Raw genomic sequence first — 16467 nt, 5'->3', positions numbered from 1 at the left:
TTAAAAAAGTGTCGCCTTACAAAAACAAAGCATCGATATAATTTTGCTGGTAACTATCGAGACTTTTCGGGTTGTTGGCGGCTAATTAATTTTGCTACCGTGATCGCAGCCGTGGTTTAACCGCGATATTCACTGCAGGCAACAAGCCGAGAGCGATATGCTTCGAAAAAAAATTCATTTTAAAATGGCGCTATCCATTGCGCTTACCCTCGCCGCTTCAGCATCAGTCATGGCGCAGTCCGCATCGCCCGACACCTTTATTATTGAAGCCTGGGGAGGATCCAGCACCAAAGGAGTGCTGGCGGTGCTTGAAGCGGGTCGGCTGCGCAATATCGTCAGCGAGCACAATGAAATCGCCGTGCTTAATCAGCTGCTGCAGGCGAAATATGGCAGCGGCGTGCAGGTGATCAATCGCGGCGCGCCGTCGGCACAGGCGATAGAACTCCTGAACGGCCGTTATAAATATGAGCATAATCCGCCGTGGCAGGAAGCGATGAAACAGTCCCGCGCGCGTCTGATCCTGCTTAACTTTGCCACCAACGACGCGCGTCACTATCACTTTCACGATATTGAAAAACCGTATCAGGTGAGCCCGCAGCGCTACGGCGAAGTGATGACGGCGCTGATCGACAGCGCCAGAGCGAACGGCAAAGAGGTGGTGTTGCAGGAGCCGCATCCGCTGTGCGGCCGGGCGGAGAAATGGGATGTCGCGCCTTATGCCGCGCGGCTCGACGCCGTCGCCCGCACGGAAAAGGTGCCGCTGGTCAGTCAGTACCAACGTATTCAGCAAATACCCGACTGGCGCGCCATGATGTCGCCCGACTGCATTCATCCTTCAGAGCAGCTCTACCGCGTCAAGGCGCTGGAAACCTTTAAGGTGATCGAGCAGCATTTCGGCGCGCAGCTGGCAAAGCTAAATCCCCGCGCCTAGCACAGCGAGGCGCCGCCGCAAATCACCATCTCCTGACCGGTAATAGCCGCGGCCTGCGGCGAGAGCAAGAAAGCGGTCAGCGCGGCGACCTCCTGCGGCTGGATAAGCCGACCTATCGGCGGCACGACCGGCCTGGAGGCCTCGCGGCCCGGCTGCGACAGCATCGGCGTTTCCGTCGCGCCCGGCGCCACCACGTTGACCGTAATGCCGCGCGGCGCCAGTTCCATCGCCCAGCTGCGCGCCATCCCCACCATAGCGGCTTTGGTGGCGACATACTGGGAGCGGTTAGCCGCCCCGCGCGAGGTGCGGCTGCCGATCACCACAATGCGGCCGCCCGGCTTCATCTCTGGTACAAAGCGGCTGGCGAGGATCTCCGCGGCGCGCACGTGCAGCGACCAGAGGCGCGAGCTGACGCCGAGGTTGATCTCGCCCACCGGCGCGGCGGCCATCATGCCAGCGGCATGCACTAACGCATCCGGCACGGGAAGATCGGCCAGCGTGCGGATAAGCGCAGGCTCATCGGTCATATCTACCTGAACGCTGCGGAAAAGCGCACTGTCGCGCGTCACCGCGCTGCGGCTTAGTCCGGTCACCTGCCAGCCCTGATCGAGCAGCGCGGCGACAATCGCTTCGCCAATGCCGGAGCTGGCGCCGGTTACTATCGCATGCGGCATCTATGCCTCCAGAAGTGAACGCGGAATCTTAAACACCGCCTTGCGCACCCTTTCCGGCTGCGAGGCGGCACAGAGCGCCTGATGCGGTTCGCCCGGCAAAAACACGGCGAAATCGCCCACGCTTAAGCGTAGCGAGACCGGCAGTACCGGCGCGGCGGCGATAAAAAGATCCGCTTTGCGCTCTTCATCGTCCGGCTGCGCCAGAGGCTGCTGGCTGGCGTTAATCACCTCATTGCCTGCCAGCACCACCTGGATATCGGCCCACTGGCGGTGATATTCGGTATGGCGCTGCGCCGCCGGCTCGGTCTGCGCCGGGCCGATATGGCAAAACCATTGCGCATCCGCGGGCTGAAACCGGCCATCCTCGCGCTGTTGCAGCGCCTCAAGCCGACACTCTTCGCGCTCAAGAATGGCGCGAAGCGCGGCGGGCAGCCCCGCCATCGCCAGCGTCTGCAAATTACCGATAATCATGACGCCTCCTTTACCCAGGCCGGCGACAGGCGCACATATTTAATGGCCTGCCGATAGAAGGTATAGGCGATATGCAGAGTACCGTCGGCGCTCTGCTTGATGGTGGGATAGGAGAACTCGCGGTTGAGTTTCTGCTGGGAGTTATTGGTCATGCAGTAGCCGTCGCCTTCGTCAAGATTGCGCTGCCACGGCCAGCTTTTGCCGCCGTCGGGCGACAGCGCCACCGTCATCGGCGCGCGCGGCGCGCCCCAGAATGCGCTGCGCCCTTCACACGCCTGCGGCTCCTTGCGGCTGTCGTCGCCGTCGTCAATTTCGTCATAGAGCGAGGCGCGTCGCTCCGTCGCGCCCACCGCGCTCATATTGTTGAACACCAGCGCCAGCGTGCCGTCCTGCAGCGTGGTGACCTGAACAGAGGAGTTATTGTTGGGCAGCGTGGTCGGCTCCGGCTGTGACCAGCTTTCGCCGCCATCTTCTGACTGGCTGTAATAAATGTGATCCGCCCAGCGGCTGCGATAAAGCGCCACCAGCGTGCCGTTCGGCAGCGCGGTGATGTTCATATGCACGCAGCCCAGACTGCCGGGCACCGCGACGTCGCGCCAGCTTTTGCCGCCGTCGCTGGAGATCTTCACCGCGCTGACGTCATCATTGCCCACCCACTTCTCGCCTGGCTGGGTGCGGCAGTAGAACACCGGTAGCAGCCAGTTGCCGTTCTCCAGCACGGTAATCGGCTGGCGGATAAAGGTGCCGGGCTGATCGAGCAGCGTCTCGATCGGCCCCCAGCTGGCGCCCAGGTCGCGCGACTGGCGCATCCGCACGATAGCGGTATCCTGATTGCCGGCAAGCTGCGCCGTCCAGAGCAGCCACAGTACGCCGTCAGGCGCCAGAAACAACACCGGGTTCTGTTCCGACCGCGCGGGATCGTCGGAGAGTTTTACCGCCTCGCTCCAGCGATCGGCACCGGGTGCCAGGCGCGAGCTGTAGACGGAGATATCCGCCACGCCTTCCTGCGTGCCGCCGAACCAGACGCACAGCAGCGAACCATCCGGCAGCGGCAAAAGGTTGGCCGCATGGTTTTGCGGGCATGGCGATGGCAGCATCGCCGTCATAAGGCGCGCATCCTGCTCTGCTGGGCGCAGCACCCCATCGCGGTTAACGGTTACGGACATATCGGACTCCCCTCTGTTCAACGCTCTGGCGCGTTTCATCGACTTGTTGGTTTGGGATCAGGTAATCGATCGCCATAATGATGGCCGGCGTGACCAGCGCAATATACATATTGTTGATGCCGAACGGGTCGCCCAGCAGGTACCAGACTGATGTCGCGACGCAGGCGCCGATCAAACCGGCGTTCGCGCCGCGCGCGCTTTTAAAGAACGGCGCGTAGAAGGCGATCACTGCCACCACCGAAATCGAGAGGCGAATGGCGCGGGTAAAGAACGAGAGTTTCAGCACCTCAGGCACCAGCAGCACAAAGATCAGCGGCAGGAAGCCGATAATCAGCGACAGCCAGCGCGTCGCCTTAAATTCCTGCTCCGGCGTCGGCTTGCGATACGGCACGTAGAAATCCTTCACCACCAGCGAAGCGATGGCCAGCGCCACGGTGCTCACGCTGACAAATATCGACGCTACCAGTGACGTTGTCACCACGCCCGCCATCCAGGGATTCATATCCTGGAGGAAAATCGGCATAGCGTAGAGGCTGTTAATCTCTGGATGCAGATATTTCGCCGCCACTCCGATAACCGCAATCGCCAGGCCAATCGGCAAACAAAAGAAGAAGGCGACCCAGGTGGCGCGCTTCGCCGAGCGCACGTCTTTCGTCGAGGAGATCGCCTGAATCACGAATTGCGTACAGAAGATGGAGCCGATGGTGCCGATTAGCCAGGCGACGATGGTGCTGGCGCCGATATGGCCATCCCATGTCCAGTAGTAGCTGGGCATCTGCTCGATCATCGGCGTAAAGCCGCCGGTTTTATAGAGCGCAAACCCCATAATGGCGAGAATGCCGAAGTACTTCAGCGCACTGTGCAGCATCGTGACCCAGGCAAGCCCTTTCATGCCGCCATAACAAAAGTAAAAGGTGCTGACCACGGCGGTGATAAAGGCCGCAACCGGCAGATTAACTTTCAGGATGGTCGAGATCGCCGCCGCGCCGCTCACATAGTTGCCCACGTTCACCAGCAGCAGCGCGTAAATCATAATGACGGAGATGATGTTCTTGGTGGCATTGCCGTACTTTTCCGCTATCGCGCCGGAGATGGTGATTTTGCCGGTGCTGTAGATGCGTTTGACCAGCAGGAAGCCAAACAGCGGAAAGCCGATCGCCGCGCCGATCACCGACCAGGACGCGGCGAAGCCATCTTCAAAGGCGGCCTGCGCGGTGCCGACGGTCGATTTGGCGCCGATATATTCCGACATCAGCAAAATACCGACCACCAGCGCGGGCATGGCGCGGGATCCTTCCATAAAATCGCCGCTGCTTTTGCTGCGCAGCCGCCAGGTCAACCAGGTGGTGAAAAGAATATAAGCCACCACGATGCCGACGATAATCAGGGTGTCTTCAGCATTGAACGTATTCATCTGAGCCTCTCTTGAGGACGAGCGAAACCATGAGGGCCATAACCCTCGTCTGTTTTTCAGTAAGTCATTGCGCGTGCTGACGGGCTAGCGCATCGCCGTGATGACACCTGAAGGCGGCGCGGAGGTTGAATCAGGGCAGCGCGTGCTGCAGTAGAGATAGGCCACATTGATCTCCTGTAGGGATACAGATTGATTAAATTTAATCAGCGCACTTTCTTTTGAAGGCGTCACAGGAGCATTTATAGGGGAATCTACAGATGAATAAATTGATCATGCTCACATATGGTCAATTATGATTACATATAATCACAACCAGCCGTAAAGCGGTAAGCGACTGATGCACGAAATAGCTACAGGGGAAAAGTGTGAGCAAAACCGGTCAGGCGCTGACCGGTTTGGGAGAAGAGGATTAGCCTTCGGCAGGCGGCGGTGTCCATTCGGTAAAGGTAGGCTTGTCACTTTTTACTTCATAGGCGACATGCTTCACTTCGCCTTTAGCCGTATTTACTTCGACTGGATTAATGGTGACGCGACCCAGACCAAACAGCGTAGCGACGTAGCCGCCGATTTTATGCTTGCCTGGCGTCAGGAAGAGATCTTTACTCTGCCCGCCGTTCAGCGTGCCCGCATCTTTGCCGTCGACGGTAACGAACACAGATGAGCCGTCATCGGTGCGCGTCATCACGTGGGAAACGCTGACCTGCGCCGGACCGGCCGTAAATGAGGGATCGTCCTGGTAAGAGTGCTTTTTCGCGCATCCGGCGAGCGCGACGACGGCGAAAAGGGCTATCGGGGAAAAACGTAAAATCATTATTTTTGTCAGACCTCAGCTGCGACTAAGCCTCTATTTTAGCGCTACGTCACACTTTCTCCCACCAGACAATGCGTCAGCATGTTCCGAATTCGCCCCCTTCGCTGCTTTTTACGCCAGTCACCGCACACATTGTTCAGTCAGGCAAAGCTGGCGATTTCAGCCTGAAATCGGCGGCAAACCAGCCAGTATCCTTTCCGCTTCATCCACCCGCAGCGGATAATCATAAAAGCGCTGATAAAAGCCGCGGGTGGCGGCGATAAGGTCGAGCCGCGCAAAGCGCTGCGGGTGCAATTGCTTTGCCGCCCAGAGGATCTGCAACGCCACTTCCGTGCCGTAGCGGTCCCAGGGAAACACGCCCGACGGATTTTGCAGCACGCGATGCTGTTTTACCGCCTTCAGGCCGCTAAACAGCGCGGCATAAGGCGATGCCTCAAGGCTGCCTGCGCCTGCCCCGATAATGATTACGTCGGGATCCCAGACGATGACCTGCTCAGGCGACACCTCTTTCATATTGCCCGTCACCTCCGCCGCCGCGTTTCTGCCGCCGGCAAGCCGGATCCAGCTGTCAATCAGCGTCTGGCTGCCGTCAATCTTCAGCGGCCGCAGCGACTGAATATGCAGCACCCGCGGCCGCTGCGCCTCGCTCAGCGAGGCGGTTTGCGCGCTGACGGCGGCGATCTGCGTATCCAGATAGCGGTTGTACGCCAGCGCCCGACGCTGCGCCTGCGGCGTATCCACCACCTGCGCGGTGGTGAGCAGCGAACGTTTCAGCGACGCCACGTCGTCAAAACGCATACTCAGCGTCGGGATAGCCGCCTGGCGATAGCTTATCGCATCAGGATCCTGCGCGGGAACGAAGATGGCGTCGACGCCGCGCGCCACCAGCGCCTCGCTGAAAAATGTTTTTCCGCGCGCCTGCAGCGCCTGATTCAGCGAAGGCTGCACCTTAAACATCCACGGCCGGTCTGCGGGATGATTGACGGTCGCGACAATAAGATCGCCCGCGCCCAGCGTCATCAGCAGAGAATGGTGCGCATACCAGGCGTCGGCGATGCGTCGCGCCGGATGCGACAGCTCGACCTGCTGCCCCAGATCGTCGGTTAGCGTGGCGGCAGCGGCGACGCCCGCCGTCAGGCTCAGCGCCAGCGCCAGACTGGCCCGCAGTAACGTTTTCATTATTCAGATTCCTTAAAAATCGAGCTGCATCGAGAGCTGCACCTGACGCGGCGCGCCGAGCGAGGCGCTGGCATACCCCGCGCCGCTGTAACCATTGAGGCCGCCCGGCACGATATTGGTCCAGTAGTGACGATTGGTCAGGTTAGTCACATCGAGGCGAAACGTGGTTGCGGTGTTCATCAGGCGGGTTTGATAAGCCGCCCCCGCGTCGAAGGTGGTATAGCCGCTTACCCAGCCGCTGTTGGCGTTGTCGGTGGCGCGCCGTCCGACATAGCGCGCGCCGCCGTGCAGATCGGCTCCGGCGATCTCGGGCAGATCCCAGGCGGCGAAGAAACTGGCGGTATAGCGCGCCAGCCCCACCACCTGTTTGCCCTGCGTCGCGCGGCTGGCGGTATTGAACAGGCGCGGATCGAGCCAGGTCATGCCGCCGTAGAGATGCACCCTTTGCGTGACGTCCCCGTCCGCCATCAGCTCTACGCCGCGGTTGCGCTGTTCGCCGTCCACTGCGTAGTCGCCGCTGCCGTTGGTATAGGCAAAGGGGCGTTTGATCTCAAACAGCGCCGCCGTCAGCAGCAGCCGATCCACCGCCAGCTTCGCGCCGAATTCTGTCTGCTTGCTGCGATAAGGCGCCAGGATCGCGCCGGCGTTGCTGGCGCCCGACGGGGCGGCGTCGCCCTGCTGCAGGCTATCCGCCCAGGTGAGGTAGAGCGTCAGCGGATCCACCGGCTTATAGACCAGGCTGGCGGATCCGGAGAAGCCGCTGTCAGACGATTCGCTGCTGCGTGCGCCGGTTTTCGCGTAGCTGGCGGAGCTGAGCAGGCTTTCGCTGCCCGCCAGCAGCAGGCTCCACTGCGGTGAAAACTGCAGGTTGTCGCTCAGCAGAAAGGCGTGCTGCGTCGCGGTGGCGGAGTGATAGCGATTACTGAAGTCGGGGTAGTCCGGCCGCTCGAAGCGCGCAGGCCGATCCAGCGAGGCGCTGCCCAGCGTCGAGGTCGCGCCGTGCAGCGGATTCATATTCTTCCAGACAAAACCGCGGATGCCGGTGGCGATCTGATGATGGAGGCTGCCGGTATCGACTTCGCCGTTAAGATTCGCCATATAGCTGTTGATGGTGAAGCGACTGGCGGTCGAGGAGGAGGTCGTGGTGGTGTAGCGCCCCATCCGATCGGTAAAAGTATTGGTGACGCCGGTCGACTCGCGATCGGCGATCTGACGCAGTACGCCTGCTTCGCCCTGCCAGTTGCCGTCAAAGTCATGCCGGAGGCGCAGCCCTGCGGTCAGGGTATGGTTGTCATCGCCCGCCCAGGATTGTCCCAGCCCAGCCTTTTTCGGGTCGGGCGCCGCCGGGAAGGTGAGTCCGCTGCCAAGCGCGAATTTGCCCGGCTGGCCCTTATCGTAATAGTGGTAATAGCTGAAGTTGCTCTCCAGCACGGTGCTGTCGCTGAGGTTAGCGTCCAGCGCCAGGCTAACCAGCTGGCGGCGCACCTTGCTGCCGCTGCCATAGCCGCCGCCCTCATCATCCAGCAGGTTCAGGCGATAGCGCAGGCGATCGTTTTGATCGAGCGGGCCGCTGAAATCCGCCGCGACGTTGTGATTGCCGCCGCTGCCGCCGCCAATACGCAGGTGACGCTGTGGTAAATCGGCGCCGCGCTTCGCCACAAAATTAAACAGCCCCGCCGGGTTTGCCGGGCCGTAGAGCGAACCGGCCAGGCCGTTCAGCACCTCGATATGGTCGAACTGCTCTGCCGCGTAATCGGTCGTCGAGACGACGTTCAGGCCGTCGATCATGCTGTTCTGCACCACGCTGCCCTGCATGCCGCGCGTCTGGGGTCGCGCGCCGTCGCCCTGTACCGACGGCATATAGCGATAGAGTTCGCTGACGCTTTTTAACTGCTGCTGTTTCATCATCTCGCGTGATAGCGACTGAACGGAGAACGGCGTGTTGCGTAGCGCCTGCTGGCCGGCATTGCCCAGCATGGCGCTTTTTTGCGTGGCGTCCTCATGATGGGAGGAGGAGTCCGGCGCAGCTGAGACCACCAGCGTATCCTTTGTGGACGCCAGCGCGCCCTGTGTTTTCAGGGCAGCTAACATTAACAGGCTAAGCAAGTGGGGTTGAAAACGCGGGCGGGAAATTAATGTCATTTTATTAGTCAATTCTGCAGGTGATATTAACGGCGAGAAAGCGTAACCTTTATTTACTACTTTCGTTGTATTTACAATTATATAGCGAAAAGATAATTCAGCGACAGCGACAATCGGTTATGGCGCGATTAGTTTGATCAATGGCGCCGTAGGGTAAATAAAACGAAGGAGGTATAGATGTCAGCCATCGAAAGAATTAATTATCCCGCGCTGGGCGATGTTAAAGCCCCCTATGTCCATGCGGTAAAACAGGGAAAGACGCTTTATATTTCCGGCCTGACCGCGTTCGGCAGCGCCGCGCAAGCCGGTTCCCTCGCCGAGCAGGCTGAGGCGATATTTAAACAGTTTCAGCTGATTGCCCAGGCAGAAAACAAGACGCTCAGCGCATTGCTAAAAGTCACAATATTCATCACCTCTTTTGAGGATATCGACGCCCTGCGCCAGGTGCTGTTTCATTATTACGGCGACCATTTGCCAGCCAGTTCATTAGTGCAGGTCAGCGCCCTGTTTTCGCCCGATCTTAAAATTGAGATAGAGGGAATAATGGCCCTCTAATTCAGCGCCCCGCTATTCGCCATTACGAAAAGTAATCCATCCATTAATCTGGCTCATGCGGCTAATTTCCGCTGGCAAGTCAATACGTAGCGGGCGTATTTTGTTCAATTTATGAGATGACTCAAGGAACTGAAAAGTGACGACAAATCTCATTTATGCAACAACCATGCAACATAAGCACATCTTTATTCAGTGCCACGCGGCCAGCCACATTATTTATGCACTGCGCTGCACCAAAATGTAGCAAAAACGCTTTTTTCAGCGGCGTAAGAAAAATTATCTTTCTTCAGTAAGTGGTAAATTAACGGGGTGCGGTTAGATCCGCTATTCATCCACGGCAACACATAATAAACGACTTTAAAAAAGAAAGGTCTTTATGGAAAAGTTATCCTACGCGTCTGAAAACAGTACATCTGCCTGGTCCACCTATCTTCAGCAAATCGACCGCGTCGCGCCCTATCTGGGCGAACTGGGACGCTGGATCGATACGCTGCGCCATCCGAAACGCGCGCTGATCGTCGATATTCCGCTGCAGATGGACGACGGCACCATCCGCCATTTTGAAGGCTATCGCGTGCAGCACAACCTGTCGCGCGGGCCGGGTAAAGGCGGCGTGCGCTACCATCCTAATGTCGATCTGAATGAAGTCATGGCGCTCTCCGCCTGGATGACCATCAAGTGCGCCGCGGTCAACCTGCCCTACGGCGGCGCCAAAGGCGGCATCCGCTGCGATCCCTTCGCGCTGTCGGAAGGCGAACTGGAGCGCCTGACGCGCCGCTACACCAGCGAGATCGGCATTATCATCGGGCCGCAGAAAGATATTCCGGCGCCGGATGTCGGCACCAACAGCAAGGTGATGGCGTGGATGATGGACACCTACTCCATGAATAGCGGCACCACCGTGACCGGCGTGGTCACCGGCAAGCCGGTCCACCTGGGCGGCTCGCTGGGACGCGAGAAAGCGACCGGACGCGGCGTGTTTATCACCGGCCGCGAAGTGGCGCGCCGCGCAGGCATTCCCGTTGAGGGCGCGCGCGTAGCGGTGCAGGGCTTCGGCAACGTCGGCAGCGAGGCGGCGCGTCTCTTCAGCGAAGCGGGCGCCTTTGTGGTGGCGATTCAGGATCACAGCGCGACCATCGCCAACGCCGACGGCATCGATATGGCGGAGCTGTCGCGCTGGCAGCAGGAGCACAAGCAGATCCTCGGCTTCCCTGGCGCGGAGAAGATCGATGAAGCGGCGTTCTGGCGCACCGAAATGGATATCTTTATCCCGGCGGCGCTGGAAGGTCAGATCACCCGTGAGCGCGCGGAACGACTGAGCTGCAAGCTGGTGCTGGAAGGCGCGAACGGCCCGACCTATCCGGAAGCGGACGACGTGCTGGCCGAGCGCGGCATTATCGTGGTGCCCGACGTCATCTGTAACGCAGGCGGCGTAACGGTCAGTTACTTCGAATGGGTGCAGGATATGGCGAGCTTCTTCTGGAGCGAAGATGAGATCAACGCGCGCATGGATAAGATCATGACCGACGCGATGGTGCACGTCTGGAATAAAGCCAAAGAGAAAGAGTGCTCGCTGCGCACCGCTGCCTATATCGTTGCCTGCGAACGCATTCTGATGGCGCGCAAAGAGCGCGGCATCTATCCGGGCTAATCGCTTAACGGGCAGCGCAGGCTGCCCAGAATATCAGTAACGCACCAGTCCGCCATCGACCGCGTACTGGCTGCCCGTCACAAAAGAGGCGTCGCTGGAGAGCAGAAACAGCGCGACCGCCGCCGCCTCTTCCGCCTTCCCGGCCCGCTTTAGCGGCACCTGGCTAACGATAAAATCCTCGAACTGCTGACGCGCCGTTTCCGGCATGAAATCGCGGAAGTGCGTTTCGATCGGCCCTGGCACCACCACGTTAACGCGAATGCCGCGCGGCGCCAGCGCAGTGGCCCAACTGCGCGCCATCGCCACAATCGCCCCTTTAGTGGCGGCATAGAGACTGGTGCTTGCCGCGCCTTCATAGCTCGACGACGATGAGGTGACCACCACCGACGCGCCGGGATTCAGCAGAGGCGAGAGTCGGGCGAGCTGCAGCATAGAGCCGCGCACGTTGGCGTTCATCATGGCGTTAAAAGACTCCGCGGTGATTGACTCCAGCTCGCCCAGTTCGGCGTAACCGGCATTCAGCCAGAGCCCGTCCAGCTTGCCCCATTTTTCCACCGCTTCGCCCAACGCCTCGATATCCGCCTCCAGCGAGGCGTCGTTGCGCAGCAGCAGCGCATTGTCGTGCAGCACGCTGTTGGCATACTGCAGTCGACTGGGATTGCGGCCGGTGACCGCAACGCGGCCGCCTTCCGCCTGAATGCGCTGCGCGCCGGCCAGCCCCATGCCGCTGGTGCCGCCGGTAATCAGGATACGCTTATCACTAAATCGGGCCATAACCCCTCCAGAAAGGCCGCCCTGGACCAGGGCGGCGCGTGCCAGTCATTACTCTCTCTGAATGTTAGCTGGCGACAGCGATAACGCGTCATTAACTCAGTGACCGATTGATGACATTTTGCATCGGCTTATAACCGTATTTATACCAGGGTTACTTTTTCTTAAGCCAAATAAGGCATTCGCGCGCCGGTTATTAATCCCTGCGTTAAGTCAGATTATTTCCACGCAATGCGCCTTTTAACCGCATCTTTAAGGTTTCTTTACAGGATAAGCCTCTGAGACAAAGCCATTTAAACCATGTTGATGAATCAAAGCGGCATCAATTGCGTGTTTAATCGGCCATGACAGTCTAAAAATCTGCTAATTTGAAAGCGAGGCCGTTTTTATAGTAAGGTAAATTGTTGTAAACAAGCTGCCGTAATTTATTTTAACAGGCTGCTTATAGCTTTCTTTCCCAGAGTTTGTTGGCCGTTCGGCGACGAAAGCTATAAGAGCCTCATTCGTTAATGAGGATATTATGAGCACCGGGAATCAACCTACAGATAAAAGCAAAAAGCATTTCTGGCAGAAAAAACAGAAAGAGCTGACGGTCGACGATATCACCATCGTCGATAACGATATGCTGAAGCGTGCGGTCGGCGCAGCGGCGCTGGGTAACGCGATGGAGTGGTTCGACTTCGGCGTCTACAGCTACCTCGCCGTGACCATCGGTAAGGTCTTTTTCGCCAACGCCAGCAACACCGCTCAGCTGATCGCGGCCTTCGGTACCTTCGCCGCGGCCTTCCTGGTGCGCCCCATTGGCGGACTGGTGTTCGGCCCGCTCGGCGATCGCATCGGCCGACAGAAAGTGCTGGCGATGACCATGATAATGATGTCGATCGGCACCTTCTGCATCGGCCTGATCCCCTCCTACGCCAGCATAGGCATTCTTGCGCCGATATTGCTGCTGGTCGCGCGACTGGTGCAGGGATTTTCAACCGGCGGCGAATATGGCGGCGCGGCGACCTTTATCGCCGAATACTCCACCGATAACCGTCGCGGCTTTATGGGCAGCTTTCTCGAATTCGGCACACTGGGCGGCTATCTGCTGGGCGCAGGCTTCGTCACCGCGCTGACCTCGGTGCTACCGGAGCAGACCATGCTCGACTGGGGCTGGCGCGTTCCCTTCTTCGTCGCCGCGCCGCTTGGCCTGTTCGGTCTCTATGTGCGGCTCAAGCTGGAAGAGACCCCGGCGTTCCAGCAGCATATGGAGAAGCAGGAGGCGCTTGAGCACAGCAAACCGGCGATGACGGTGGTGCAGATGCTGAAGAAGTATCACAAGCCGATGCTTAAATGTATTGGTCTGGTGCTGCTGTTCAACGTCTCCAACTACATGCTGACCTCCTATATGCCGAGCTATCTGACCGGCATCCTCGGCATGGGCGAGCTGAGCAGCCTGCTGCTGATTATGGTGGTGATGTTCGTGATGATGCCGCTGACGCTGTTCTGGGGACACTGGGCGGATCGCCTTGGCCGTCGTCCGGTCATCGGCAGCGGCGCGATTGGCCTGATCCTGCTGGCGATCCCCTGCATGATGCTGGTGACGTCGGGCAATATGTGGCTGGTGTTCGCCGGACTGATCGTGCTGGGCGCGCTGCATACCTGCTTCAGCGGCTCCATGCCCGCCACCCTGCCGGCGCTGTTTGTTACCGACATCCGCTACAGCGCGCTGGCGATCGGCTTTAACCTCTCCGTCTCGCTGTTCGGCGGCACCACGCCGCTGATTACCGCCTGGCTGGTGGATACCACGCATAACCTGATGATGCCCGCCTACTACCTGATGGGCGCCGGCGTGATTGGCCTGATCACCGTGCTGACGCTGCACGAATCGGCGCGTAAACCGCTGCGCGGCTCTTCGCCTGCGGTAGCCAGCGAGGCCGAAGCGCACCGTCTGGTTAAAAAGCTGCGTTCACGTAATAAAGCGCGTCCGGCGCAGTAACCAGGTCATCGTATCACCATAAAAAAACCCGCCAGCGGCGGGTTTTCTTTTATCCACGGTATGAAAAGCGCGCATCAGAAACAAGATGATTGAAAAGGCATATTTTTTTGCCAGCAGAATCGTTATGGTATCGGTTCCATCAAGCGGATAAGGAAAATCAACATGGTGTCCAAAGAGAACGCCGAACACTATTTTTGGGGCGACAAATGCGACGGCTGGACACTGCTGCAGCGGCAAGATCTCACTATCATCCACGAGCGGATGCCAGCCGGCACAGCGGAGATTCGCCACTATCACGCCCAGAGTCGGCAGTTCTTTTTTGTACTGCGCGGCACGCTCTGTATGGAGCTTGAAGGCGAGCGTCACCTGCTCAACGCGCATGAGGGTCTGGAAATTCCTCCCGAAGCGAAACATCAGGCCCGCAACGACAGCGACAGCGACGTCGAATTTCTGGTGATCTCGCACCCTACCACGCGCGGCGATCGTACCGACCTGCTCTAGGGCTTTTTGATCCACGCCGAGGTAGCGCTTAACCGCTGTATGCAGGTTTCTTGATCCAGAACAATTCACACCCCGCAGCCTTCTGTCAATTTGTGTCAACGGTTCCTGTAACCGCACATCTAATGGAGGCAGGCTGATGACGGGTAAATTGGCTTTAACGGCAGGTTTGATGGTGTGGCTGGTCTATGTGGCATGGATGGCAAGCTACTATTTCGGCACATTCTCTCTGTTCGCTCACTGACGCATAAAAGCCTGCAGGTCAGGTGCGCCTGACCGCAGAGGCTTCCCGCATACGAAAACGCGCCGCAGGCAAAAGCGCTGCGGCGCGTCTTTACTATCAAGCTGAACTTAAGCGGCCTTAACGGCGCGCACCTTCTTCGTTTGAGCGACGTCGCCTTCGGCGCTTTCATCCGCGCTCTCTGCAGCGCGAACGCTTTTCGTCGCGTCAGCCGCATCAGGAAGTTTGCTGGTGCGCAGGATATGCTGAATCGCGTCTTTCTGCTCTGCGAGCAGCAGGCCGAGCGTTTCCGCCTGAGACTCATCCATATCGGGCTGATGCTGCGCTAACCAGTCGGTAAAGGCCTCCGCCATGTCGAGCATCTTGTCGTAGGCATCCGCCTCTTTTTTGCTGGCAAACGTCATTTTCTCTTCACCCTTCTTGACGACTACGTATTTAATTTCGACAGCCATTTTTGCCTCTCCGATACTGTTAATATATACAGTATATCCCTCATGCAGCCGGATTGCATCCTTTTTTCAACGCTATCGCTACGCCAGGTGAAGGCGGAATTTTCCTTATGAAATCAGATCAGTAAGGAAGTCAGCCAGCGCTTTGCGCGGGTCATCCTCTTCTGAGACGATCATTTCGATTCCCCACTGCCCCAGCACTTCGCGCGCCACCGGATTATTGCGGTTGGTGAAGAGATAAGACTTCGGCCGCGCGGTCGCCAGGCCGGTTCTGCCCCACATTTTCGTCAGGCGATAGAACAGCAGACGGATATTGAAATCGCTGATGCTGTAGCCGACGAACAGCACCGAATTGCCCATCACGTCATGGGTAAGTTTGATATCGAGCGGCGAGTCGAAATAGAGACGCTCAAAATAGCTGCTCTCATCCAGCACGATTGAGGTATCGTCGTCGAAATCGCCGTGCAGTTTGATGATGTGCCGCTTGTCCTCGGTGAGCGCCACCAAATCCGCCGCGTTGGCGACTTTGCTGTAGGGCACGCCGTGCGCCTCGTGCGCCGCTTCCAGCCAGCGATCGTAATTGGTGGTGTAGATGCGGCTAAAGTTGCCCTGCGTAATCATGGTATGAATTTCTGACGATCGGACATCAATGTCCGGGCGATGCCACTCGCGATCCATCCAGCTGCGCAGCGGCCCCAGCGACCCTTTCTTCTGTTTGTAGTACTCCGCCAGCGAAAGATGGGTGCCATAGGTGTTGAAGATTTTCGGATCGTAGCCCAGCTCGTTCGCCAGATGGGCGATCAGCTCATGCCACTCCGGCAATCCCAGATTGCGCGAAATGCCCGCGCCAGCAAAGAGGATGAGCTTGCCGGAGTCATAGGCGCGTTTCAGTTCAGGTTTCATGCCACTCCTCGAGCGGTTTTCAGAAATTCGGCAAAGCGATCGAGCGCCAGCTTACGCATGGAGATCTCATTTTTCAGCTCGCCCATCTCGGCGAAAGTCTGGCTATGGCCTTCCGGGATAAAAACGCAGTCCCATTGGAACTCGCGCGGTCCGGCAGGCCTGGCGGCGATGGTGCCGCGCACTTCACCATGGAACTGGTACATTTTGCGTCCGTCGCAGTAGCCCAGCACGGTTTTCGCCGTCACCGCCTGGCTGTCGAGCCCCTGCACCAGCTTGGCGAAACGCTCCGCCTCCAGCCGGTTCCAGAAGATGCGAGTCAGCCCGGCAGGCAGGCCATTTAGCCCGTCGAGATAGAGACCGGTATGTTCGACAAACAGCGGGCGGCCGATAATGGAAAACGCCTTGGTCAGCTTATCGCGTACCAGCGCAATTTCGTTTTCCGTCTGGATTTCGTCGATGCGGCGCGAGATAGGCAGGACGTCGACGCCTACCGGTTCGAGGATTTTGCGTACCTCGGTCAGCTTGTGCTCATTGGCTGACAGAAAGCGGATTTTCATTGCAAGCCTATAAACTTATTATGTTTTTAGAAAGAAATCTTACCTGCTTGTTATCATAGTTGAATATGCTTCA

Annotated in this window: 16 protein-coding genes; 5 read left to right on the top strand and 11 right to left on the bottom strand. The window is 58.3% G+C overall.

Annotated elements, in window-relative coordinates:
* Nucleotides 1–229 precede the first annotated feature (229 nt).
* A complete protein-coding gene (locus B3229_RS01165) occupies nt 230–931 on the top strand; it encodes an SGNH/GDSL hydrolase family protein (protein ID WP_286867873.1) in 702 nt (233 codons plus the stop codon).
* On the opposite strand, the gene B3229_RS01160 is transcribed toward B3229_RS01165, so the two are convergent.
* The 7 genes from B3229_RS01160 to B3229_RS01130 form a co-directional block, all read right to left on the bottom strand.
* Nucleotides 928–1605, bottom strand: a complete 678-nt coding sequence (locus B3229_RS01160) for an SDR family NAD(P)-dependent oxidoreductase (protein WP_286867871.1) — start codon at nt 1603–1605, stop codon at nt 928–930. The two genes, B3229_RS01165 and B3229_RS01160, sit on opposite strands and share 4 nt — an antisense overlap.
* Nucleotides 1606–2076: a YhcH/YjgK/YiaL family protein gene (locus B3229_RS01155; RefSeq protein ID WP_286867870.1), complete on the bottom strand. Its 471-nt coding sequence runs from the start codon at nt 2074–2076 to the stop codon at nt 1606–1608. It lies immediately after the preceding gene.
* Nucleotides 2073–3242, bottom strand: coding sequence for a sialidase family protein (locus B3229_RS01150; RefSeq protein WP_286867868.1), 1170 nt, complete (start codon nt 3240–3242; stop codon nt 2073–2075). The genes B3229_RS01155 and B3229_RS01150 overlap by 4 nt, the downstream gene beginning before the upstream one ends.
* Nucleotides 3226–4656 carry a sodium:solute symporter family protein gene (locus B3229_RS01145; protein ID WP_286867867.1) on the bottom strand — a complete coding sequence of 477 codons (1431 nt, stop codon included), beginning with the start codon at nt 4654–4656 and terminating at the stop codon, nt 3226–3228. The genes B3229_RS01150 and B3229_RS01145 overlap by 17 nt, the downstream gene beginning before the upstream one ends.
* Nucleotides 4657–5065: 409 nt before the next feature.
* Nucleotides 5066–5467, bottom strand: a complete 402-nt coding sequence (locus B3229_RS01140; protein ID WP_286867866.1) for a hypothetical protein — start codon at nt 5465–5467, stop codon at nt 5066–5068.
* Nucleotides 5468–5626: 159 nt separating this feature from the next.
* A complete protein-coding gene (locus tag B3229_RS01135; RefSeq protein ID WP_286867865.1) occupies nt 5627–6646 on the bottom strand; it encodes an ABC transporter substrate-binding protein in 1020 nt (339 codons plus the stop codon).
* 12 nt (nt 6647–6658) lie between these two features.
* Nucleotides 6659–8737 carry a TonB-dependent receptor gene (locus B3229_RS01130; protein WP_286867864.1) on the bottom strand — a complete coding sequence of 693 codons (2079 nt, stop codon included), beginning with the start codon at nt 8735–8737 and terminating at the stop codon, nt 6659–6661.
* A gap of 228 nt (nt 8738–8965) precedes the next feature.
* On the opposite strand from B3229_RS01130, the gene B3229_RS01125 reads away from it, so the two are divergent.
* A complete protein-coding gene (locus B3229_RS01125; RefSeq protein ID WP_286867863.1) occupies nt 8966–9343 on the top strand; it encodes a RidA family protein in 378 nt (125 codons plus the stop codon).
* Nucleotides 9344–9719: 376 nt separating this feature from the next.
* Nucleotides 9720–10994, top strand: a complete 1275-nt coding sequence (locus B3229_RS01120; protein ID WP_048782760.1) for a Glu/Leu/Phe/Val family dehydrogenase — start codon at nt 9720–9722, stop codon at nt 10992–10994.
* Nucleotides 10995–11027: 33 nt separating this feature from the next.
* Here B3229_RS01120 and B3229_RS01115 read toward each other — a convergent pair whose 3' ends face one another.
* Nucleotides 11028–11768, bottom strand: coding sequence for an SDR family oxidoreductase (locus B3229_RS01115; RefSeq protein WP_286867861.1), 741 nt, complete (start codon nt 11766–11768; stop codon nt 11028–11030).
* Between the two features lie 517 nt (nt 11769–12285).
* Between B3229_RS01115 and proP the strand changes: the two genes are divergently transcribed.
* Both proP and B3229_RS01105 read left to right on the top strand, forming a co-directional pair.
* Nucleotides 12286–13746 (top strand): glycine betaine/L-proline transporter ProP, encoded by a 1461-nt coding sequence (gene proP, locus B3229_RS01110; protein WP_048782768.1) that lies wholly within the window; start codon nt 12286–12288, stop codon nt 13744–13746.
* Between the two features lie 162 nt (nt 13747–13908).
* The gene (locus B3229_RS01105; RefSeq protein ID WP_033748667.1) at nt 13909–14247 is read left to right on the top strand and encodes a cupin domain-containing protein; all 339 of its coding nucleotides are present in this window, start codon (nt 13909–13911) and stop codon (nt 14245–14247) included.
* A gap of 348 nt (nt 14248–14595) precedes the next feature.
* Here the strand turns inward: B3229_RS01105 and B3229_RS01100 are convergent, their stop codons facing one another.
* From B3229_RS01100 to B3229_RS01090, 3 genes are all read right to left on the bottom strand, one after another.
* Nucleotides 14596–14937, bottom strand: coding sequence for a YebG family protein (locus tag B3229_RS01100; RefSeq protein WP_048784434.1), 342 nt, complete (start codon nt 14935–14937; stop codon nt 14596–14598).
* 105 nt (nt 14938–15042) lie between these two features.
* Nucleotides 15043–15837: an SIR2 family protein gene (locus B3229_RS01095; RefSeq protein WP_048784435.1), complete on the bottom strand. Its 795-nt coding sequence runs from the start codon at nt 15835–15837 to the stop codon at nt 15043–15045.
* Nucleotides 15834–16394, bottom strand: a complete 561-nt coding sequence (locus tag B3229_RS01090) for a non-canonical purine NTP pyrophosphatase (RefSeq protein WP_286867859.1) — start codon at nt 16392–16394, stop codon at nt 15834–15836. Before B3229_RS01090 ends, B3229_RS01095 begins: the two co-directional genes overlap by 4 nt.
* Between the last annotated feature and the right edge of the window lie 73 nt (nt 16395–16467).

This window comes from Pantoea sp. UBA5035 (assembly GCF_002415245.1).
Taxonomy (GTDB): Bacteria; Pseudomonadota; Gammaproteobacteria; order Enterobacterales; family Enterobacteriaceae; genus Pantoea; species Pantoea septica.
The sequence above is the reverse complement of the archived record's forward strand: the minus strand, read 5'-3'. Positions and strand labels throughout refer to the sequence as shown.